The 22,407-nt window shown below is 61.3% G+C and carries 18 protein-coding genes; 4 read left to right on the top strand and 14 right to left on the bottom strand.

Features of this window, described 5'->3' with window-relative positions; translation table 11 throughout:
* Positions 1-89 precede the first annotated feature (89 nt).
* The 6 genes from ENJ54_03845 to ENJ54_03870 form a co-directional block, all read right to left on the bottom strand.
* A complete protein-coding gene (locus ENJ54_03845) occupies positions 90-2,159 on the bottom strand; it encodes an ATP-binding protein (protein ID HFC08978.1) in 2,070 nt (689 codons plus the stop codon).
* A 242-nt stretch (positions 2,160-2,401) separates the two neighbouring features.
* A complete protein-coding gene (locus tag ENJ54_03850; GenBank protein ID HFC08979.1) occupies positions 2,402-3,400 on the bottom strand; it encodes an ABC transporter ATP-binding protein in 999 nt (332 codons plus the stop codon).
* Positions 3,397-4,374 carry an ABC transporter ATP-binding protein gene (locus tag ENJ54_03855; protein HFC08980.1) on the bottom strand — a complete coding sequence of 326 codons (978 nt, stop codon included), beginning with the start codon at positions 4,372-4,374 and terminating at the stop codon, positions 3,397-3,399. The genes ENJ54_03850 and ENJ54_03855 overlap by 4 nt, the downstream gene beginning before the upstream one ends.
* A gap of 40 nt (positions 4,375-4,414) precedes the next feature.
* Positions 4,415-5,524 carry an ABC transporter permease subunit gene (locus ENJ54_03860; GenBank protein ID HFC08981.1) on the bottom strand — a complete coding sequence of 370 codons (1,110 nt, stop codon included), beginning with the start codon at positions 5,522-5,524 and terminating at the stop codon, positions 4,415-4,417.
* 45 nt (positions 5,525-5,569) lie between these two features.
* Positions 5,570-6,589: an ABC transporter permease gene (locus ENJ54_03865; GenBank protein ID HFC08982.1), complete on the bottom strand. Its 1,020-nt coding sequence runs from the start codon at positions 6,587-6,589 to the stop codon at positions 5,570-5,572.
* 142 nt (positions 6,590-6,731) lie between these two features.
* Positions 6,732-8,285, bottom strand: coding sequence for a peptide ABC transporter substrate-binding protein (locus ENJ54_03870; GenBank protein HFC08983.1), 1,554 nt, complete (start codon positions 8,283-8,285; stop codon positions 6,732-6,734).
* Between the two features lie 309 nt (positions 8,286-8,594).
* On the opposite strand from ENJ54_03870, the gene ENJ54_03875 reads away from it, so the two are divergent.
* From ENJ54_03875 to ENJ54_03885, 3 genes are all read left to right on the top strand, one after another.
* Positions 8,595-9,548, top strand: a complete 954-nt coding sequence (locus tag ENJ54_03875; GenBank protein ID HFC08984.1) for a J domain-containing protein — start codon at positions 8,595-8,597, stop codon at positions 9,546-9,548.
* Between the two features lie 62 nt (positions 9,549-9,610).
* Positions 9,611-10,807 carry a PDZ domain-containing protein gene (locus ENJ54_03880; GenBank protein HFC08985.1) on the top strand — a complete coding sequence of 399 codons (1,197 nt, stop codon included), beginning with the start codon at positions 9,611-9,613 and terminating at the stop codon, positions 10,805-10,807.
* Between the two features lie 90 nt (positions 10,808-10,897).
* Positions 10,898-12,004, top strand: a complete 1,107-nt coding sequence (locus ENJ54_03885) for a hypothetical protein (GenBank protein HFC08986.1) — start codon at positions 10,898-10,900, stop codon at positions 12,002-12,004.
* Between the two features lie 76 nt (positions 12,005-12,080).
* Here ENJ54_03885 and ENJ54_03890 read toward each other — a convergent pair whose 3' ends face one another.
* The 5 genes from ENJ54_03890 to dnaK all read right to left on the bottom strand — a co-directional run bounded on the left by ENJ54_03890 (position 12,081) and on the right by dnaK (position 18,005).
* On the bottom strand, positions 12,081-12,635 hold the full coding sequence (locus ENJ54_03890; GenBank protein HFC08987.1) for an adenine phosphoribosyltransferase: 555 nt from the start codon (positions 12,633-12,635) through the stop codon (positions 12,081-12,083).
* Between the two features lie 168 nt (positions 12,636-12,803).
* The gene (gene amrB, locus ENJ54_03895; protein HFC08988.1) at positions 12,804-13,658 is read right to left on the bottom strand and encodes an AmmeMemoRadiSam system protein B; all 855 of its coding nucleotides are present in this window, start codon (positions 13,656-13,658) and stop codon (positions 12,804-12,806) included.
* Positions 13,659-14,153: 495 nt separating this feature from the next.
* Positions 14,154-15,233 carry an alanine--glyoxylate aminotransferase family protein gene (locus ENJ54_03900; protein HFC08989.1) on the bottom strand — a complete coding sequence of 360 codons (1,080 nt, stop codon included), beginning with the start codon at positions 15,231-15,233 and terminating at the stop codon, positions 14,154-14,156.
* A 57-nt stretch (positions 15,234-15,290) separates the two neighbouring features.
* Positions 15,291-16,013 carry an FHA domain-containing protein gene (locus ENJ54_03905; protein ID HFC08990.1) on the bottom strand — a complete coding sequence of 241 codons (723 nt, stop codon included), beginning with the start codon at positions 16,011-16,013 and terminating at the stop codon, positions 15,291-15,293.
* 75 nt (positions 16,014-16,088) lie between these two features.
* Positions 16,089-18,005, bottom strand: a complete 1,917-nt coding sequence (dnaK, locus tag ENJ54_03910) for a molecular chaperone DnaK (protein HFC08991.1) — start codon at positions 18,003-18,005, stop codon at positions 16,089-16,091.
* Positions 18,006-18,230: 225 nt separating this feature from the next.
* On the opposite strand from dnaK, the gene ENJ54_03915 reads away from it, so the two are divergent.
* Entirely contained in the window at positions 18,231-19,688 is a 1,458-nt protein-coding gene (locus tag ENJ54_03915; GenBank protein HFC08992.1) for an extracellular solute-binding protein, read from the top strand.
* An 82-nt stretch (positions 19,689-19,770) separates the two neighbouring features.
* On the opposite strand, the gene cysC is transcribed toward ENJ54_03915, so the two are convergent.
* The 3 genes from cysC to ENJ54_03930 are packed head-to-tail and all read right to left on the bottom strand — an operon-like array spanning position 19,771 to position 22,335.
* Positions 19,771-20,310 (bottom strand): adenylyl-sulfate kinase, encoded by a 540-nt coding sequence (gene cysC / locus ENJ54_03920; GenBank protein ID HFC08993.1) that lies wholly within the window; start codon positions 20,308-20,310, stop codon positions 19,771-19,773.
* Positions 20,311-20,341: 31 nt separating this feature from the next.
* On the bottom strand, positions 20,342-21,526 hold the full coding sequence (gene sat, locus ENJ54_03925) for a sulfate adenylyltransferase (GenBank protein ID HFC08994.1): 1,185 nt from the start codon (positions 21,524-21,526) through the stop codon (positions 20,342-20,344).
* Positions 21,527-21,567: 41 nt separating this feature from the next.
* Positions 21,568-22,335: a sulfite exporter TauE/SafE family protein gene (locus ENJ54_03930; protein ID HFC08995.1), complete on the bottom strand. Its 768-nt coding sequence runs from the start codon at positions 22,333-22,335 to the stop codon at positions 21,568-21,570.
* Between the last annotated feature and the right edge of the window lie 72 nt (positions 22,336-22,407).

Genomic DNA, 22,407 nt, shown 5'->3' on the forward strand with positions numbered 1-22,407 from the left:
GTACACGAAAATAGTCCGGGCTGGCTGGTTTTGTGTTAGGATTTCTGCGCATGGCGTAACCTCGCTAAAGTGGTTTTGGGACACCCTTTTTAGCAGGTTACGCCTTCTTTTTCAACTCCTTTCCGATTTTTCGGATAGAGTCTTAAGTTGTTCAAGGCTTCAGCGCGTTCGGCTTCGTCCTCCGCCAGATTTACGCGGAGCGTGTCCGCTACCACCCGAGCCGTCCGCCAAATCAGGGTGAGGTTTGGGGCGGGCAACGCATTGTGCCAAGCCAACACCCAGGGCTTGCGGGCGGCTTCAGGGGCCTTTTGCGCCCAGCGCTCAATGCCCTCCGCCGCGGCCTGAGCGGCGGCTTCCACCTGTGCTGTGCTTTCGCCTCGCGCCGCCAGAAAAGCATACAGGCGGTCTAACGCCGTTACCGCTTGCGAAGGCGAAAATTCCCCCGCGCCTGTTTCGGGGAGGCCAAGCGCGGCGCGCACCAGGGCAGGCAAATCCTGCCGCCGGGCAAGGACGAAATCGGCCAACGGGTCGGGCACGATGGCCGGTGCGAGGCCGCCTTCCACCGCCGGGAAGAGCAGGGGCATTTGCGCCGCCAGCCAGCGGGGAGCTAAGGTTTCGCCGTTGGGCTTGGGGTGGCGGGGCGGGTCGTGGGCTTCCCAAAAGGCGGCCAGTTCCTGCGGGCTGTGAAAGCGGCGGCCTAAGGTGGCCACAACTAAGGCAGTTTCTATCATTCGCAGGGCGTCGGGCTCCCACGCTTTGGGCAGGCCGCGGTCGCGCAGGGTGCGCCGCCATTTGTCCTTTTCCCAGCGTTCCCACAGGTCTTCCAGCACAGCCTGCTCGCTTTCGCTGCGGGCCACCTTGTGGCCGTAGGCGGCCAGCAGGCCAAGCAGCACCACCGCCAAGGGGCGGGCGGGCAAGTCGGCGTCTTCGTAGGCGATTTCCCGCTCGGGCGCCTGCCCGCGCAGTTCAACGAAGGCCCGGCGGGCGGCGGCGAACAGGCGGGGCAGGGCGGCGGGGGCGAGTTCCTGCAAGGTCAGCGGGTTTTGCAGGGCGGGCGCGATGGCGCGGCTCAGGAATTCGGCAAAGGCCACATCCGCGCCGGACACCGCGGCCACCTCGTCCACCCAGTTCGTCTCGGGTGCGGGGCGCATGAGGAAGAGCAGGGCGACGGGGTGGTCGCGGCGGGCGGCGGTCGCGTGGAGGGTTGCCAGCAGGGCGCGCAGGCGCTCGGGGGCGATTTGCTCCGCGTAGTCCAGGATGTAAAGGGTGGGGCGCGGGGGCGTGAACCACGCTTCGGCGGCGGGGTTGAGGTGGGCGAGGTCGGTGCCGCCCCGCAGGGAGTCCGGGGGCAGGAAGAAGGCTTCCCAGCCCTCAGCGCTCAGGTCGGCGGCGGTTTCCACCGCCAGGCGGGTTTTGCCCATGCCGCCGGGGCCAATGACCACGCGCAGGCCGGCGCGCGCGGGGGCTGACACCAGCCCTTTTGCCCAGGTTTTCAGGTCCCCCTGCTCGCCCTCGCGGCCCACGAAGGGCACTAAACGCACGGGGGCTTTGAGCGCGGTGAGGGGGATGTCGCGGCGCTCGCCGACCACCAGGGCACTTTTGGGGCGGGGCTGGGCCGCGGGCGTGAGCCGCCACCAGCGGGGGAGGCGCTCTACCAGCGCAATCAGGCGCTGCAGGGCTTCATGCTGCTGGCGGAAGAGGATGTCGCGCGTCGCGTCGCGAAAGGCCGGGACGCTCCAGACAGCATCAAGGACGCGCGCCGCGTACAGCCGGGCGGCTTCGGCGACGGCTTCAGCGTCTTCCCTGCCGTAGATGGCGCTGAGTTGGCGCGTGAGTTCGGTGTGCAAGGCCGCGGGGTCACCTGCCGCGAGGGCGTCGCGCAGCGCGGCTTCAAAGGCGGGGAGGTCATGGATGGGCAGTTGGAGGAGCGCGTCGGCCAGGTCGCCCCAGCCGCGGCCGCGGGCATCGGCGCGGAAGGCTTCTGCCGCCTTCTCAAGGGCTTCCTGCAGGGCTTGCCGCGCTTCGCTCTTATCCATCTGCTTGGCGGCGGCATTCACCGCGTCGGCGGCTACTTCGCCGCCAGGGGCACCCGCCGCGCCCAAGGCTTTGAGGAGGAGGGTGAGGGTGGTGCGGAGGTCTTTTTTAGTGAAAGTGGACATGGTAGGAGGGGAAGAGATACCCGGTGCCCAGTGCCCGGTGAACGGCAAGGGACAACGACGTAACGAAGTAACGAATCACGAAGCACGCTTTCAGTTTAGCACAACCCTGCCCCAAAAGAAAAGCCCGCTCCTGCCAAAAATGCAGAGCGGACTATTTCTGAGAAGGGAAAACCTCAGATGCCACAGATTAGCCCAGAAAACACCAGGCAGCCGAATTCCGCATCCCGATTCCCTTTTCCCGGTTATCTCAAATGGCACGCCACGAAATGCTCCGGCTCGCCTTCCACCGGGTGCAGGAGGGGCTGCTCGCGGCGGCAGACGTCTTCGGCCAGCGGGCAGCGGGGGTGGAAACGGCAGCCCGAGGGCGGGTGAATAGGACTGGGGATTTCGCCCTTGGGCAGGGGTTCGGTGCGGCGGGCGTCGGGGTCGGGCACGGGCACCGCGGCCAGCAGCGCCTGGGTGTAGGGGTGGCGCGGGTTGCCATACACCTGCTCCAACGGCCCGATTTCCACAATTTGCCCCAAATACATCACCGCAATGCGGTCGCAGATGTATTTGGCCGTCGCCAGGTCGTGGGTAATGAAAAGATAGGTCAGGCCAAATTCTTTTTGCAGGTCGCGCATCAGTTTGAGCAATACCGCGCGCACCGAGACGTCGGCCATCGCGATGGGCTCGTCGGCCACCACCAGGTCGGGGCGCAGCACCAGCGAGCGGGCAATGACGGCGCGCTGCCGCTGCCCGCCCGAAAGTTGATGCGGATATTTGTTGATGAACTGCGCCGGCGGTGTCAGGCCAACTTTTTCCAAAATATCCAGCACCTGGCGGCGCTCATCAGCGGCATCGGAAGCCAGCGCGTGGATGCGCAAGCCGTGGGCAATGGCCTGCCCAATGGTCATGCGGGGGTTGAGGGAAGCCGTTGGGTCCTGAAAGATGGGCTGCATCCGGCGGCGCAGGGGGCGCAGTTCGCTTTCCGGCAGGTGGGTGATATCCTGACCGTCGAACAAAATCGTGCCATCGGTGGGTTCCAGCAAACGCAACACCAACCGACCGGTAGTGGTCTTGCCCGAACCAGACTCACCGGCCAGTCCCAGCGTTTCGCCGGGGTAGATGTCGAAATCCACGCCATCCACCGCGCGCACAGCCAACGCCTCGCGGCCAAACAGTTTATCCAACGGCCCCTGCCCCAGGGGGAAGTGTTTCTTCAGGTTGCGGACGGAAACCAAAGGCTGGCGGTCGGTCATGCTTCCTCCTCAGCGTACAGCCAGCAGGCCGTACCGTGGCCAGGATGGATTTCCTGCCATGCAGGAACGCGCTGGGCGCAAACGGGTTTTGCCTGGGGGCAGCGGGGGTGGAAACGACAACCCGGCGGCGGGGAAAGCAAACTCGGCGGCGCGCCGGCTAAGGTTTCCAGTTCCAGGCCGTCTTCCAGCCGAATGCTGGGCACCGAAGCCAGCAAGCCACGGGTGTAGGGGTGCAGGGTGCGGTGGAAAACGTCGTGCACCGGCCCAATCTCGGCCATGCGCCCGGCATACATCACCGCCACCCGGTCGGCCAGTTCGGCCACCACGCCGATGTTGTGGGTGATGAGGATCATGGTGAGGTTGAATTCGTCGCGCAATTCGCGCAGCAGGTCGAGGAATTGCGCTTCGACGATGACGTCGAGGCTGGTGGTCGGCTCGTCGGCGATGATGAGGTCAGCGTTGAGCGCCAGCCCGATGCCGATCATGATGCGCTGACGCATGCCGCCGGAAAGCTGGTGAGGGTAATCTCTCAGCCGGTCGGGGGAAATGCCCAGGCGCTCGATCAACTGGGCGGCGCGGTCCCAGGCTTCCTTTTTGGAAACCTGCGGCTCGTGGGTGCGGATGGTCTCCACGATGTGGTCGCCAATGCGCTGCAGCGGGTTGAGCGAGGTCATCGGGTCCTGGAAGACCATCGAAATGTGCCGCCCCCGCAGTTTGCGCATTTCGCTCTCGGAGAGTTGAATCAGGTCACGCCCCTGGAAGATCATCCGGCCGGAGGCAATCCGCCCCGGCGGGCGCACCATGCGCAGCAACGCCATGCCCAAAGTGGACTTGCCGCAGCCGCTCTCCCCCACCAGGCCCAGCACTTCACCGCGATAGACGGTGAAACTGACGTCGTCCACTGCGCGCACCGGCCCCTGGCGGGTTTCGTAGGTTACAGTGAGGTTTTCAACTTGCAAAAGAGGTTCGGTCATGGTTAGTCGGGGTAGTCAGGTAGTTGAGTAGTCAGGGGAGTCATTCTTCGGTAAGGCGGGGGTTGAGAATTTCACCCAGCCCTTCGCCCAGGAGGCTGAAGCCCAGGGCCACCAGCGTAATCATCATGCCGGGGAAGGTAATCGGCCACCAGTAGCCCCGCGGCAGATAGGCTTTCCCTTTGTTGAGGTCGAAGCCCCAGTCGGGCGTGGGCGGTTGCAGCCCCAGCCCCAGGAAGGCCAGCCCCGCCTCGGTGAGGATGGCGTCGGCCACATTCAGGCTGAAGACCACCACTAAGGTGGAAATCACATTCGGGAAGATATACATGCCCAGAATTTCGCGCTGCCTGGCACCCAGGGCGCGAGCGGCTTCCACGTAGAGTTCCTCTTTGATGGAAAGCACCTGCGAGCGCGTCATGCGGAAATAGGTGGGAATGTAAACCACCGAAATAGCGATCGCGATATTGACCACCCCCGTGCCCAACACCGCGGCAACGGCAATCGCCAGAATGAGGCCGGGGAAGGAGTAAACGCTATCCATGATGAGGGAAAGCACGCGGTCGAACCAGCCGCCGAAGAAGCCGGAAAGCAGCCCCAGGGGCACGCCGATGGCCGCGGAGAAAAGCGCCGAAAGAATGGCCACGGCGAGCACGGCGCGCGCCCCCCAAATCAGGCGGCTGAGGATATCGCGGCCCAGGTTGTCGGTGCCCAAAAGGAAGCGCGGGCCAAAAGGCTTGCCAACCTGCACGAAATCGGGGTTTTGCTGCAGGGCTTGCCGGGCATCGCGCGCCGAAATCAGCACGGCCTGGGCTTCGCCGGCGCGCACTTTGGCAAACAGATCTTTGTCGACCTGATAGGGGCGCGCCGTCAGGCCGTATTTATCGGCCACCACAGCAGCCGTGGTGTTGTAAAACACGGCTACCTTCAAGCCTTTCTGCACGGCGGTGATGCCGCTATCTTTCGGTGCCAGCAGCACAATCTGCCCGCCGCCAGGGCGCTCGAAGGGGCCGCCGACCGTCACAATGGGGTCGTAAGGGCTGATCACCGGTGCGAGAATCGTGATGGCAATAATCAGCACCAGCAAAATGCCGCCCGTGACCGTCCAATACCACTCAGCGCCGTACCAGTATGCGCCGCGCAACAGACGGCCCATCAGGCTGGTGGGTTCTTCTCGGGGTTTTTGCGTCTTGGTCATGGCTCAGTACCGAATGCGGGGGTCAATCCAGGCGTAGAGGACATCCACCAGCAGGCTGACGCTGGCGACCAGCAGGGCAAAGACCACCACCGCGCCCTGAATGGAGGGGAAGTCGCGGTAAGTGATCCGCTCGACGAGGAAACGCCCCAGGCCCGGCCACGAAAAAGTGCTCTCGGTCAGCACGGCGCCTGCCAGCAGCAAGGCAAACTGCAACCCCATCATGGTGATGATGGGGATGAGCGCGTTCTTCAGCGCGTGGTGATACACCACCGTGCGCTCACGAATGCCGCGCGCCCGCGCCGCGGTCACGAAATCCATCTTCAAAATTTGGAGCATGTTGGAACGCGTCAGTCGCACAAACACGCCCGAAAGGTAAAGCCCCAAAGTGAGCGCCGGCAAAGCCAGGTGCATGATGCTATCTTTGAACGCCGGCCAGTTTCCGGTCAGCAAGCTGTCGACAGTGTAAAGGCCGGTGATGTGCCTGGGGGCCACGGCCAGGCTGCTGATGCGCCCCGCAATGGGGAACCAGCCAAGCCACACGCCAAAGATAAGTTGGAACATCAAACCCAGCCAAAACACCGGAATGGCATAAATCACAATGGCATAAAGACGGAGGGAATAATCGGCCACAGAACGCCGGTGATGGGCTGCATACGCCCCCATGCCCACACCAACCACCGCGGTGACGAACATCCCGGCCAGGGCCAGTTCCAGCGTCGCCGGGAAGTGCTCCCAAATCTGCTTGGATACCGACTGCCCCCGCACCGGGCTGAGGGTGGTGCCCAGGTCGAAGTGGAGCAAATCCCACAGGTAGTCACCATACTGCACATAGAGAGGCTTGTCTAACCCCAAAGTATGGCGAATTTCGTCAATGTATTCCTGCGGCGCGCCAGGGCGAATGGAAGACTTCACCGGGTCGCCAGGCATCACCCGCAGGATGATAAACACCAGCGTGACCAGCACGAAAATCATCGGGATGGTCAGCAAGGTGCGCACGAGAAGGTAACGACCGAGAGAGCGCATAGGCGTTGACCCAAAAGGGAGGAAAAGGGAAATGCCGGAGAAAAACAGACGTCACGGTGCGCTCTGACCATGTGCGGGGCGCACCACCAAAAGCAAAATCGGGGGAGGGTCAACGTCACCCTCCCCCGAACATCACCAGACGTTACTTGGTCTTCTGGAACAGGAAGTAGTGGTTCGCCATCACCGGATCGAGCACGATGCCGGAGACGTTCTTCTGAGCCACCACAAGCAGTTTACCCTGCGACAGCGGGATGGTGGGGACATCCTGCGCCCAAAGTTGCTGGATTTCCTCGAACACCTTTTCGCGATCCGCACCACGCAAATCGGTGGCCGCCTGCTCTTTGGCGAAGAGGGCATCCATCTTCGGCGAGGAGTAGTTCGAGCCGATGTCGTCCGACGCATCCGACGCCGCGAAGGGGTAGGTGTAGTCGTCAGGATCCATGTAGTCGGGGTACCAACCCAGCAGGAACATGCCCATCGAGCCAAACTGCTCGGTGTAGGTCGCCCACTCGGCGGACTGGAGGTTGACCTTGATCATGCCGGTCTCTTCCAGGGCTTCCTTGACCACCGAAGCCATGTCGGATTCGGTGTCGCCATAGTGCGTGGGCGTCCACCAGAGGTCAATCTGCAGGGGGTTGTCGGCGCTGTAACCGGCTTCCTGAAGCAGTTGCTTGGCTTTGTCGAGGTCACGCTTGGGGAAGGTATCTTTGTGGCTCCACATGCCGATGGGAATCATGGTGTAAAGCGGCTCGTGGGTGCCCTGGTACACCTTGTCCACAATCGTCTGACGATCCACCGCGTAGGAAATCGCCTGGCGGACTTTGGGGTCGTCAAACGGCTTCATCTTGACGTTGAAGACGATGTAGCGGATGTAAGCCCCCGGGCCCTCGATGACCTGCAAGTTGGGGTTCTTCTTCAGGTCGGCGTAGTCGGTGGGGTTCAGGCTCTTGAGGGCGATGTCGATTTCGCCGTTTTCCACCGCCAGACGCATGGTGGTGGCATCGGCGAAGTATTTGATGATGATATTGGGGGTCTTGGGCGGGTCGCCGTACCAGTTGGGGTTCGCCACCAGATCCATTTCCTGGTCGCGCACCCATTTGGAGATCTTGTAAGGCCCAATGCCGCCGCAGGTGCTGTCGGAGTCGATTTTGTCAGGCGAGTAGCACTTCGGGCTGACCGGGGCATAGGGGTAAGTCGCCACCAGCAGCGGGAAGTAGTTGACCGCCTTCTTGAGCACGAACTTCACCGTGTTGTCATCCACCACCTCAACGTGGTCGACGAAAGACGTCACCAGCCAGTTGGGGTCGCCCTGGATCTTGACCACGCGGTCGATGGACCATTTCACCGCCTCGGCGTTGAAGGGCGTGCCATCGTCGAACTTGAGGCCCTTGCGCAGGTGGAAGGTGTATTCCTTCCCATCCTTGCTGACGTCGTAAGAAGTCGCCAGCCCCGGCTCTAAATCGGTCGTTCCGGGCTTGTAGTGCAGCAAGGTGTCCATCGTGTTGTGGAAGATTTCCCACGTGTGAAAGTCGTAGGCGTTGGCCGGGTCAAGGTCGGTCACCTTGTCGGTCGTACCGATCACGATGGTATCGGCATACTGCGCCTTCGGGGCCTGCGTGGCGGCAGGCTGGGCGCTGCTCGTGGGCGTGGCCTTCTGACCGCACGCGCTCAGCCCCAGCGCCAACACCAGCGCCATCGCGAGCAAAACGAACAGGACTTTACGTTTCACGGCTTCTCCTCCTTAAAGGAAATGGAAACGGATACGAGAATCTCGCGTCCTTCTTGGACCTGCAACTGCACCTCCCCGTGGCGGCAAGAAGGGCACACCCAAATTATAGCGCAAGGCGTGGAGAGGTCAAGCCTACCACACGGTCGGGTTTTTCTCGCCTGCCCAATTAGAGTTTTGTTAGAGTCTTACCCCTCGCTTGACTTTTGCCCTCCGAGTGGCATACAATCTAAACGGGGGCGACACCCTGTCGCAAAACGGCAACATCGCGAGGTGCCCATGGAATACAAAGACTACTACAAAATCTTAGGCGTCGATCGTAACGCCAGCGCGGAGGAAATCAAAAAAGCCTACCGCAAACTGGCTTTGAAATATCACCCTGATCGCAATCCCGGCGACAAAGCCGCGGAAGAAAAATTCAAGGAAATCAACGAAGCCTACCAGGTGCTCTCCGACCCGGAGAAGCGCGCCAAATATGACCAGTTTTCCACCACCTACCAGCGCTGGCAGGCAGGGGGCGGGCAGGCGCCCTTCGACTGGAGCGCCTGGGGCGCGCCCCAAGGTGGTGTGCGGGTGGAATTCCGTGACCTGGACGACCTGCTGGGTGGCATCGGCGGGTTTTCCGAGTTTTTCCGAAGCCTGTTCGGCGGCTTCGGCGGCATCGATTTTGGCGAAATGGGTGCGAGCAGCCGGGGAAGCCGGCGCGCCACGCGCACCCGCCAACCCAAACGCCGCCCGGCCTACGAACAGCCCATTGCCATCACCCTGCAGGAAGCCTACCACGGCTCGACCCGCCACATTGCCGTCAACGGTCGCCGGTTGGAAGTGAAAATTCCGCCCGGCGCACGCACCGGCACGAAAATTCGCCTGCCCGAAGCCGTGCCGCTGCCTGACGGTACCAAAGCCGACCTCTACCTGGTGGTGGAAGTCATGCCCGACCCGCGGTTCGACATCCAGGGGCACGACCTCCACACCGAGGTCACGATAGACCTTTACACCGCCGTGTTGGGCGGCGAGGTGAAAGTGCCCACACCGGGAGGCAACGTGCTGCTTTCCATCAAACCGGGCACGCAGCCCGGCCAGGTCTATCGCCTTCGCGGGCGGGGCCTGCCTCACCTGAAAAACCCCAACCGCCACGGCGACCTGTACGTCCACATCAAGGTCGAACTGCCCCGCAAACTCTCGCCGCGGGAACGGCAACTGTTCGAGGAACTGGCCCAACTGCGGCATTGAACGCACCTGCGCGCCGAAGTGGCGCGCAGGTCTGATTTTTCTACCCTTCAAGGAGTTTTACCATGACCCACCAAAAACGCTGGCTGCTTTTCGCTTTCCTGCTTCTGCTGCTGGCAGGCCTTTCGGTGGCCTGTGTGTTCACCCCTAACCTGACCGCCCCCAAAGCCACCACGCCGCAGGCTCTGCCCACCCTGCCCCCGCCGCCCACGGCCGCCGCAGCGCCGACGGCTTCCACGGCGCTTACCCCCGCCGGGTTGCAAACCCAACTGGTGGACCTCTACAACCAAATTTCGCCAGGCGTGGTCGCCATCCGCATTTACGCCAAAGAGGGCGGCGCGCAGGGTTCCGGCTTCGTTTACGACAAAAAAGGCCACATCATCACCAACTTCCATGTGGTCGATGGTGCAGAAAAAATCGAGGTGGATTTCATGAGTGGCCTCAAAGCCTGGGCGCACGTCGTCGGCACCGACACCGACTCAGACCTGGCTGTCCTTCAGGTGGAAGACGTACCCGCGAGCCAACTCCACCCCCTGCCCCTGGCCGACTCCGATAAAGTCCAGGTCGGGGAAATTGTCGTGGCGTTAGGCAACCCCTTCGGGCTGAAAGGCACCATGACGATGGGCATCGTTTCGGCCCGCGGGCGCACCCTGCCTTCGGAACACGCTGCCGCACAAGGCGGCTTTTTCACCACCGGCGACGTCATCCAAACCGACGCGCCCATCAACCCCGGGAATTCCGGCGGGCCGCTGGTCAACCTGAAAGGCGAGGTCATCGGCATCAACCGCGCCATTCGCACCACCAACATGACCGCATTCGGCGAGCCGAGCAACAGCGGCATTGGGTTTGCCGTGCCCAGCAACATCGTGCGGCGGGTGGTGCCCGTGCTTATCAAGCAAGGCTATTACGACTACCCCTACCTTGGCATCACCAGCATTGACGACCTGACGCTGGAAGAGGTGGAACGCCTCAACCTGCCGCAAGATACCGGCGCGTATGTCATCTCGGTGGTTCCCGGCAGCCCTGCCGACAAAGCCGGCGTGCACGGGGCCATCCCCTTGAACAAGCAAAACGAAGCCACGGAAATTCCCCCCGGCGGCGACCTGATCGTGGCAGTAGACGGCCACCCCGTGCGCGAATTCAACGACCTGCTGCACTACCTCTTCACCTACACCAGCCCTGGTGACACCATCACCCTCACCGTGCTGCGCGAGGGCAAGAAAATCGACCTGAAACTGACCTTAGGGAAGCGACCTCACTAACCTGATTGCGGCGTCAAGCCCCGCGCCTCAGAGGCGGGGTTGCAGTTCCTGGCGGGTTTCCCTTTCACCCTCACGAAAGGAGGTTCTCTCATGGACACGACCGCCATCACCGAGCAAGAACTGCGCGAACTGGCCGAGATGGCCTTCGATGTGCCTGTGCTCTCGGTCTATCTCAACACCGCACCGACGTCAGGCAACGCCGACGACCATCGCGCCCGTCTGCGGGCAATGTTGAAACATACAGGCCTGAACGACGACGCCGAAGCCGTATTACGCTACTTCGAGCAAAGCCACCCCTGGAGCGGGCGCGGTGTGGCCGTGTTCTCGGCCCAGGCTGCCGATTTCTTCCGGGTTTACACCATGCAGGTCAGCGTGCGCGACCAGGTGTGGGAAAGCAAACACCCCTACGTTCGCCCGCTGGTTTCCCTTTTCGACGCCTACGGCTACTATGGCGTGGTGCTGATCGACAAAACCCGGGCCCGCTTCTTCCTCTTCCACCTGGGCGTGCTCACCGAGCAAGATGGCTTCGAAGGGCAGGAAGTCCGCCAGGTCAAAGCAGGCGGCGGTTCGTCGGCGCGGGGGCGACGGGTTGGCGCACCGGGGCTGGATAACTACATCGCCGAGGTGGTCGAGCGCAACATGCGGGAAGCCGCCCACGCGGCGATGCGCTTCTTTACCCGCCATAAAGTGCGGCGCATTTTGCTGGGCGGCAGCGAAGAAAACGTCGCCCTCTTCCGCAAAATGCTGCCCAAGCGCTGGCAAAGCCTGATTGTGGGCGCATTCCCCATGGAAATGCGCGCCAGCCATGCCGAAGTGTGGCAAAAAGCCATGGAAATCGGCGAAGCAGCCGAGCGCAAGCAGGAAGCCCGGCTTCTGGAGCGCCTGCAAACCGAGGCAGCGCGCGGCGGGCTGGCCGTGCTGGGGTTAGACGAGACCTTAGGCGCCGTCCACGAAGGGCGGGCGCACATCGTGGTGGTGGAAGAAGGCTACCAGGAAGCCGGCTATCGCTGCACCGGCTGCGGCTTCCTGACCACTCAGGCGATGGAAACCTGCCCCTTCTGCGGCAGCCCCTTTGAGCAGGTGCCCGATGCCGTGGAACTGGTGGTGCGCAAAGCCCTCGACGAAGGCGCCGAGGTGGAAATGGTGCCCCGCCCGCTGGACGAAATCGGCCACATCGGGGCCCTGTTACGCTATTGACCCCTTGTAACGGTAAAAGCAACGGCCAGGCGGAAGTTTCGCCTGGCCGTTTTTCGTTGGCTCTGAGAGGAAAAAATCAATCGGTAAACACCGGCAAGTGCCCCAGCGCAATGATATCGCGCCATTTTGCCCGGTCCCCCTCGGTAAAAATTGCCGCCTCGGCCACCACCTGCGCGCCAGCCTTGTCCATCACCAGCCGCATGCCCTGCAACGTCGACCCGGTGCTGATGACGTCATCCACCAGCACCACGCGCTTGCCTTTCAGCATGGCGCGGTCCTTCTCATCGAGGTAAAGCGTCTGCGGCTTGCCGGTGGTAATGGAAAGGGTTTCGGCCTGAATGGTGTTGCCCATGTAGGGCTTGTAAGCCTTGCGAAGCACGACGTAGGGCTTGCGGGTGCGTAGGGCCAGAGCATAAATCAATGGAATACTCTTGGCTTCAGCCGTGACCAAGACGTCAAAATCTACATTTTTCAGACGCTCAGCCAAAGCCTCGGCCGCGGCTTCGGTGAGTTCCACATCGCCCAGAATGTTGAGCACAGCAATCCGCACCCCCGGCGCAACCTCAAAAAGCGGCAAATCTCGTTTCACCCCCGCAATTTCAACAGAATAGACCTCACGACCTTCTCCCATGCCTTCCTCCTTCAAAACAGAATAGGGCTTGGGTGCCCGCTCAATTATACTCGCGAGTCGGCAAGGCGGCGCGAAAAAACGCTCACGCCAGGGAAAACCACGGGCGTGAGCCGCTTCACAACATCTTCGCTTTGGCACGCGCGTGCCCCCTCCTGCGCGCGAAACCCTTTACCGCAACACCGCCACCGCACCATAGCCCACCACGGCGCTGGTATCGCCAGTGACATCCCCCGAGGAAGCGCGTTTGAGCACCACCGCCCGTCGCGCCCCCAAGGCCTTGGTGGCCCACAACATAGACGCAATCGGCCCTGCGCCGCAGGCAAAGCCGACGCCTCGGGCTTCGGCTTCCAGCACGGCCAGTGGGTCCATGGCGGCCACGCGGCGCAACATTTCCTCATCCAGGGGGCGCGCCACGGTTTCCGGGTAGTAATGCGAGAGATCGCTGCTGGCCACCACCAAAGCAGGGCGCTCGGCCAGCACCTCGGCCAGGGCTTCCCCCACGGCGCGACAAACTTCAGGCCGATAATCGCGCATCATCAACGGCAACAGCGTAAAAGCGCCTCGCAGGGCCCGCTGGAGGAAGGGCAATTCCATTTCCAACGCATGCTCTGGATCGTTCGCCACACGCTGGAATGCCCCGCCCCCCCGTCGCTGCACACCTGCTTCCCACGCCGCCAGCAGGTCGTGCGCCACAGGCACTTCGCCCAAAGGGGTGGCGTAAGCCTCGTGAGCAGTGGTCAGCAAGGTCGCCTCGTAGGGGTAATGCATGGGGGAAAGCACCGCCACGACTTCCGGCGCTTGACCCCGTACAGCAGCAAAAGCATAACCCGCCACCGGCCCGGAATATTGAATGCCCGCATGCGGCGCAACCAGCCCTATCACCTCACCCCCCAGCGGCGGCATCGCCTCGGCTGCCGCCGCCAGGTAGCCATCGACCATTGCCGCCAGGGCTTCCGGGCGCGCCGGATACCATTGCCCGGCAATCGGCGAGGGACGAACAGGGGTAATGGTCCTCCCAAACATGGCTCCCTCCCTTCTCAACGCGAAGTCGCTTAAATTGTAGCACGCCGCACAAGGGGGAAATCCCCGCAAACCTGTGGATAACCGGGCGTTTCCTGGGGAAAACTCGCGGTATTTGGGGAAAACTTTTTTTTGCAAAAGCAACGCGCGCCCCAAAATTTTGGGGCGCGTTGGCGTGCCTTCCCAGATATGGCGGGCGCGATAACCCTGGGGATGTTTTTCGGAAAACTGTGGAAAAGATTTCCCCATCTCATCCCCACAAGCGAGGAAAACTACCTTCCCTATGCCCCCCAAATATCGGGGCCACCACCGCTATTTCTGCCTTCAGTGCCATATCTTGGGGAACCCGCCGCGTTCTTCCCCTTTTCCCCAACCCCTACGGCGGCTACGACAATCATTCTTTCTTATGTGATGGGGAAAGTAAAACCGGCCTGCCCTTTCACCCCAACCAGAAAGCCCCCTGAAAACTCAGGGGGCTTCGAAAGGCACCACAAGGGGTTAGAGCAAGCCTTTGTTTTTGAGAAATTCGTCCATTGCGGCCAAAAGGGTGTCGATATCGCTCATTTGCAATTCGCCCATGTGAGCAATGCGGAAGGTTTTGCCCTTGAGCGCGCCGTAGCCGTTGGCAATGCGCATGTCGCGTTCCAGCAGGAAGGCATTGATTTCGCCCACATCCAGGCCGTGCGTGTTACGGATGGCCGTCACGGTTTTGGAGCGATAACCTTCGGCCGCGAACAAATCAAGACCCCGGGAAAGCGCCCACGAGCGCACGCGCTTGGCCATGGCTTCGTGGCGGGCAAAGCGGGCTTCCAGCCCTTCTGCGAGAATGCGGTCGAGCTGGTAGTCGAGGGCAAAGACCAGCGAAACGGCGGGGGTCGCGGGGGTGGAATCCTTCAAGCGGTGCTTTTCCAGGCGCAGGAAGTCGAAATACCAGCCGCGATGCGGCACTTGCTCGGCACGCGCCATGGCACGGTCGGAAACCGCACCTAATGCCAGGCCGGGCGGCAGGGCAAGGCATTTCTGGGACGAGGTGAGCACCATGTCAAGCCCCCAGGCATCCATTTCCAACTTGGCGCCGCCCAGCGAAGAGACGGCATCGACGCAGATGAGCGTGTCGGGGCTGATTTCGTGCACCACCGCGGCGATGTCTTTGATGGGGTTTTCCAGCCCTACCGAAGTTTCGTTGTGTACCACGGTGATGATTTCGTAGTGATCTTTTTTCAGGGCTTCGGCCACGGCTTCCGGGGTTACCGGCTGCCCCCATTCGATTTCCAGGCGGGTGACGTTTTTGCCGTTGGTTTCGGCCACTTCGGCCCAGCGTTTGCCGAAAGCACCGTTGACACAGGCCAGCACTTTTTCCCTGGCCAGGTTGCGCACGGCGGCTTCCTGCAGGCCGGTGCCGGAAGATGCGGTGATGAACACGCGATATTGCGTGAAGAACAACTGGCGTGCTTTTTGCTCAGCGCGGTGGAAGACGGTCTCAAACTCGGCGCTGCGGTGAGGAATCATGGGATGGGTTTGCGCCTGGAGGACGTCTTCCGCGACATCCACCGGGCCGGGCACGAACATGGGAGACATGGTCAACCTCCTAAGGGCGAAGATGGGTCAGGGAGATTGTAACACGCCTCGGCGGGCCTAACACGCGCCGGGGAAGAGGAAGGGAAACACGGTGCACCAGAAACTGGCCGGGGCAAAGTAGAGGAAAACACCCACGGCAACGCAGACAAACACCAGCGCCGCGATCAAAATCAGGAGCCAGGCGGTCGATCGGCGTTTGGTCGGGGCCGATGGAGGGCGTGCGGCAGCAGGCGCCGGGCGCGCGGGCGCGGGGGCGGCAGGCGGCGGGGAAGGCGGCGGAGCCGGAGGAGCGGCGGCCGGCGGTGCAGCCTGCAACGTTTCGGCCGAGATGGCCACCGTCGCGTTGGGGTCGGTGACCTGTTCGTAAACCAACACCACTTTCGGGCCTAAGCGTACTTCGTCGCCCGGCTGAAGGGGATGGGGGGCCGTGAGGCGCTGGCCGTTGACGAAGGTGCCGTTGGTCGAGCCGAGATCTTCGAGAATGTAGCCGTTTTCTTGGCGCGTCAGGCGGGCGTGGCGGCGGGAGATGTCGGCTTCGGCAATGACGATGTCGTTGTGCGCGTCGCGCCCGATGTGAATTTCCGCACTTTCCAGCGCGTAAGCGGTGCCGATGATGCCTCCTGCTCTGACCACCAGCCGATAGAGCGAGCCGTTCATAAGAAGTCCTCCTTTTTCCAACATAGGGGCGGCGGAAATCGGGGTTGGGGTGTGGGGGGGGGCGGTGTCTCCCGCTGCCGTTGTGCGGAGCATTGTTGCATCGGGAAAGCAAAGCGTTGACATTCTTACTATAGCATAAAAAACAGCCCTTGCGTTGACGCAAGGGCTGGGGGAATGCCTGGGGAAGGCAGCGCCGCCTTAGGCTTCGCGGAATTCACCGTCTACTACTTCGCTTTCACCGTCATCGGGTTTGCTTTCCCCGCCCGGGGTGGCGGTGCCGCCATTCGCGCCGGGCGCGCTGCCGCTGGTTTGTTGCTGTTGGTAGAGCTGCTGGCTGAGCGCGTGCCACATTTGTTGTACTTCTTCAGTCAGGCGCTTGATGTGTTCGGTATCTTCGCCTTTCATCGCTTCTTTCAGTTCGTTGACCTTGTTCTGGATGCGCTCGCGCTCACCGGCGGGCAGTTTGTCGCCCAGTTCGCGCATGGCTTTTTCGGTTTGGTAGACCATCGCGTCGGCCGCGTTGCGGGCTTCCACCAGTTCGCGGCGGCGCTGGTCTTCTGCCTCGTGGGCTTTGGCTTCTTGTACCATCCGCTCGACTTCTTCTTTGCTCAGATTGGTCGAGGCGGTGATGGTCACCTGCTGTTCTTTACCGGTGGCACGGTCGCGTGCCGTGACGTTGAGGATGCCATTGGCGTCGATGTCAAAGGTGACCTCGATTTGCGGCACGCCACGCGGCGCAGGCGGGATGCCTTCCAGCCGGAAGCGGCCCAGGCTCATGTTGTCGGCTGCCATCGGGCGCTCGCCCTGGAGTACGTGGATGTCTACGGCGGTTTGGTTGTCGGTCGCGGTGCTGAAGATTTCGGTCTTCTTCACCGGGATGGTGGTGTTACGCGGGATGAGTACGGTCATCACGCCGCCTTCGGTTTCCACGCCCAGGCTCAGCGGGGTGACATCCAGCAGAAGGACGTCTTTCACTTCACCCGCGAGCACGCCGGCCTGAATGGCCGCGCCGATGGCAACCACTTCGTCGGGGTTGACGCCTTTGTGCGGCTCTTTGCCGGTCAGTTGACGCACCAGTTGCTGCACCATCGGCATGCGGGTTGCCCCACCGACCAGCACCACTTCGTTCAGGTCTTGCGGCTGCAGGTTGGCGTCTTTCAGCGCCGCGTAGAAGGGGCCTTTCAGCCGTTCTACCAGGTCTTCGGTGAGTTGCTCGAACTTAGCCCGGGTGATCTTGGTCACCAGGTGTTTGGGGCCGTCTTGCGTGAGGGTGATGTAAGGCAGGTTGACTTCGGTTTCCATCACGGTGGAAAGTTCGATCTTGGCCTTTTCGGCAGCCTCACGCAGGCGCTGGAGGGCATCCTTCTGCTGGCGCAGGTCGATGCCGTGTTCTTTCTGGAATTCGTCGGCAAGGTAGTTCACCAGGCGCTCGTCCCAGTTGTCGCCACCCAGGTGCGTATCGCCATTGGTGGCTTTCACCTCGATGACGCCCTCGCCCACTTCCAGGATGGAAACATCGAACGTACCACCGCCCAGGTCGAAGACCAGGATGGTTTCGTTGGTCTTCTTATCCAGCCCGTAGGCCAGGGCTGCCGCGGTCGGTTCGTTGATGATGCGCAGCACTTCCAGACCGGCGATTTTGCCGGCGTCTTTGGTGGCCTGGCGCTGGCTGTCGTTGAAGTAGGCGGGTACCGTGATCACAGCCTTGGTGACCGGCTCGCCCAGGTAGGCTTCGGCGTCAGCCTTGAGTTTGGCGAGAATCATCGCCGAAATCTCTTGGGGCGTGTAGTCTTTTCCGGTGGCCGGAATGTGAACGCGCGCATCGCCCGCGGGTCCCTTGATGACTTTGTAAGAGACCATCTTGCGTTCTTCTTCGACCTCATCGTAGCGCCGCCCCATGAAGCGCTTGATGGAGTAGATGGTGTTCTCGGAGTTGGTAATGGCTTGCCGTTTGGCAAGTTGCCCGACCAGTCGCTCTCCGCTTTTGGTGAAAGCAACCACCGACGGGCAAAGACGCGAACCCTCGGCGGTGGGAATGACGACCGGATTGCCGCCTTCCATCACTGCTACCACACTGTTTGTCGTCCCCAGGTCAATGCCAATGATCTTGGCCATAGAAAACCTCCTCTTTTTCGGGTTCAGGCTGCGGGGCCTGTTGTTTTCCTTAGGTGTGCATCTTTAGCATACCAGCACTTTGCAAGAAGTTTATTAACAGGGCGTAGGAAAAAGATTAGAGTGGAAAAGGCTCAAGGCGAGGGAAAGCGTGGTAGACTTTAAGCGAGTGGCGACACTCATTGCTTGCATCCGATGTTTCCTACCATACCAAGGAGGAAGTGCAAGATGAAAGCCAAAAAGTTACTTGCTCTGATCGCCCTTCTGGCCTTTGTGTTGCCTGCCGTGCTGACGGCGTGCGCGCCGAAGGCCACGCCGACGCCAGCGGCGCCGGTCAAGACTGAAGCCCCCGCGGCCACGGAAGCGCCTGCGGCGACCGAGGCCCCGGCGGCGACCGAAGCGCCTACCAAGGCCCCCGAGAGCCCCTTGGGCGTCAAGCCGGAGGACCTGCAAGGCGTGACCATCACGTTCTGGCACGTCTGGAGCCGCGGCACCGGTGAACAACTCCAGAAACTGGTGGATGAGTTCAACGCCACCAACAAGTGGGGCATCACCGTGAAGGCCGAAAACCAGCAAGGCTATGGCCAGATGTTCGACAAGATGAACGCGGCCATCAACTCCGGCGACCTGCCCAATATCGTGGTGGGTTACAACAACCAGATGGCGGCGTGGGACGATGCCGGCGGCGTGATCGCCGATATGAACCCTTACGTCAACGACCCGGTTTATGGCCTCACCAAAGAGGAACAGGCAGACTTCTACCCCACGTTCTGGAATCAGGACGTGATGAATGGCAAACGCCTGGGCTTCCCGGTGATGCGCTCGGCGCAGGTGATGTTCTACAATGTCACCTGGGCAAAAGAACTCGGCTTTGACAACCCACCGAAGACCATTGACGAGTTCAAAGCCCAGACTTGCGCTGCGGCCAAAGCCAACAACAGCGATGATAACCCCGACAACGACGGCACCGGCGGCTACATTTTGAAACCGGGGGCTTCGGTAATCGCTAACTGGATTTGGGCCTTTGGTGGCGACATTGTGGATGCCAGCGGTAAGTACACGCTCGACACCCCGCAGGCTGTGGAAGCCCTCACTTACCTGAAAGACCTCTACGATGCTGGCTGCATCTGGAGCGGTGTGAACAAGTACCCGAACCCCGAGTTCGCTACTCGCCAGGCGCTGTTTACCACCAGCAGCATCGCCGGTTTGCCCTACCAGGCCAAAGCGATGAAGGAAAACAACAGCACCGATGAGTGGACGCTCATCCCCTTCCCCTCCAAGACCGGCAAGCCGGTGATGGATGTCTACGGGCCTTCCTTCGCGATTGTGAAATCTACCCCCGAGCAGGAACTGGCTTCCTGGCTGTTCATCAAGTGGTTCACCTCGCCTGAGAACCAGGCTAAGTGGGTGGAAGCCAGCGGCTACTTCCCCACCCGCAAAGCCACCTTCAAGTACCTGGGTGACTACATCAAGGCGCACCCGCAATGGGCTGCCGTGCGCGCGATGGTGGAAGCCGGTTACGGCAAGTTTGAGCCGCGCGATGCTTCCTGGAATGCTGTGCGCCAGGCGATGGGTGAGGCTTACGCCCAGATCTTCCAGCAAGACTTCAAGAAAGACCAGATTCCGCAGGTGTTGAAAGACCTGCAAAAGCAGGCGGAAGAGGCTTACGCCGAAGCCCATCAGTAAACCGCTCTGCGTAGGGAACGCCAACGCCCCCGACCTCGTCGGGGGCGTTTTGTTTCACTTTGGCGCGTCACGCCGCAGCAGGTCAGTTTAGCGGCAGCAGCCAGCCGCGGCTTTCCAGATATTGCAGCACTTTCTGGACGCTTTCTTCGACGGTTTCCTCTGCCGTGTGGCAGATGACTTCGGGGTTTTCCGGCGGTTCGTAGGGGTCGGAGATGCCGGTGAAGTTTTGAATTTCGCCCGCAAGGGCTTTTTTGTAAAGGCCTTTCACGTCGCGGCGGATGACCTCTTCCAGCGGGGCTTCTACGAACACTTCGACGAAGTTAGGAATGCGCTCGCGCACTTTGTTGCGCGTCTCGCGATAGGGGGAAATCAGGGCGCACACCGCGGCCACGCCGTTGCGGCTCAGCACTTCGGCAACCCACCCCACGCGTAACACGTTGGTATCCCGATCTTCTTTCGAAAACCCCAGCCCTTTGCTAAGGTTGGTGCGGATGACGTCGCCATCCAGCACTTCCACTTTCATGTTCCGGCGGCGGAGTTCTTCGGCGACCCGGTGGGCAATGGTGGATTTCCCCGCGCCGGAAAGGCCGGTGAACCAAACGGTAAAGCCTTCATGTTCCATAGTGTTGTGCTCCTGAATTTAAGTTGTGGCGTTAGGGTGAAGAGGTGGCGAGCTTTTTGAGCCCTTCAATGAGGACGCGACTGACTTCAGGCCGGGTAAACTCGACGGGCAGCGGTTCGCCGCGGCGTAGCATTTCCCGCACCTGGGTGCCTGAGAGGTAAACCCAGTCTTCCTTGCCGTGGGGGCAGGTTTTGGCGGTGACCACAGCCTGGCATTTGCGGCAGTAGAAAGCGTGTTCGAAAAACAGCGGGGTGATGCCGATTTCTTCGGGCAGGAAGTCGTCGAAGATGTGTTGGGCATCGTAAGTGCCGTAATAGTTGCCCACGCCTGCATGGTCGCGCCCCACGATGAAATGGGTGCAACCGTAGTTCTTGCGGGCCAACGCGTGCATGATGGCTTCTCGAGGCCCGGCGTAGCGCATGGCTGCGGGGAAGACACCCAGCACAACCCGGTCGCGCGGGTAGTAAGCATCCAGCACGGCGCGGTAACTGGCGATGCGCACGTCGGCGGGGATATCGTCTTTCTTGGTTTCCCCAACCAGGGGGTGGAGCAACAGACCGTCCACGACTTCCAGCGCAGTCTTTTGGATGTATTCATGCGCTCGGTGGATGGGGTTGCGCGTTTGGAAACCTACCACTCGCCGCCAGCCGCGCTCGACGAACATGCGCCGCAATTGCGCGGGTGTGTAGCGAAATTCGGGGAATTCCGTGGTGGTGGCCGTGGGCCAATCGAAGAGCCAGAAGTCGCCGCCCAGCAACACATCCCCCTGGGCGTAAATACGGGCTACGCCAGGATGGGCTTCGTCGGCCGTGCGATAAACTTCGCGAGCCTCGTGGTGTTTGTCGTAGGGATAAATTTCGTCGATTACCATGATGGCAAGCGGCCGGTTGCCCTGACAGAGGGCAATTTCTTGTCCTTCGTGTAAGGTGCTGGCTTGGGCTTCACTCACGGCCAGGGTCACCGGTATCGGCCATACCAGACCGTTGCTTAAGCGCATTTCGTCCACCACGCGGCGATAGTCTTCAGAGCGCATAAAGCCGGTGAGAGGGCTGTAGGCGCCGACGGCGATCATTTCCAGGTCGGCGAGGTTCATCCGCGACAGGGGAATGCAGGGCAGGGAGGCGGCTTTGTCACGCGCCGCGGCGCGTAAACTGCCACGCAGCGAGCGGTCGACTAATGCGCCGCCGTGAGGGGGAATCAATTGAGCGTTTTGCATTATTCACCTCATGCCTTGGAATTGCCAACGTGGCTTGCAGACTATACCACACCCATCAGCAAGCGTGCGCCGGCAAGAAAGATGATGACACCTAAAAGCATCTGCACGTAGCGGGTAGGTACTCGGGTTACCAGGCGGCTTCCGAGCACCGCACCGGGCAGGGCACCAATGAGCAGTGTGCCTAACAATTGCCAGGCAACCATGCCGTGCCAGGCGTAGGTCATGGCCGGGAAGAAGGCTAACACGGCCCCCACCAACACGTTCAGCCCTACTAAATGTGCGGGCGGGAGGGAAAAGAGCAATAACATGGTGCTCACAAGAAGCGTGCCGCTTCCGATGGAAGTGGCGCCTACCAGCAGCCCCATCAGAATGCCCAATAACACGTTTTGCCACCACGCGGGCCAGCGTTCTTGGGCAGGCTCGGCGGGTTTCTGCAGCCATTGGGCTGCCCGAGCTATCACGACACACGCGACCACCATTAAGGTGCCGCCGATTACCCTCGGGAGGACGCGCTCCACCTGAGGCTGATGGACATGCCCTACGATGAAAGTGGCTGCTAACAACGAGGCGGGGACACTGCCCAGCGAAATGTAGAAGGCAGGCAGGAGCCATACTGTGCGTTGACGCCGGTGCTGCACCGTGCTTGCGCTTTTGACGACGAAGGAAAATACTAAGTCGGTGCCGATGGCAACGGCTGGGTGTAAATGGGCCACCAGCAACAAAAAGGGTGTCAGAAGCGCGCCACCACCGATCCCTGTAGGCCCCAAGAGAAAACCAATGACTGCCCCGGCCACAAGGTTAACCACGATGCCTGTCCTTTGCTGCCCGTGTTTACAAGCAACAACACAACCACCCGCCCGTACTGTTTGCGGGCGGGTTTT

This window comes from Chloroflexota bacterium (assembly GCA_011322445.1).
In the GTDB taxonomy this organism is placed as follows: Bacteria; Chloroflexota; Anaerolineae; order Anaerolineales; family DRMV01; genus DRMV01.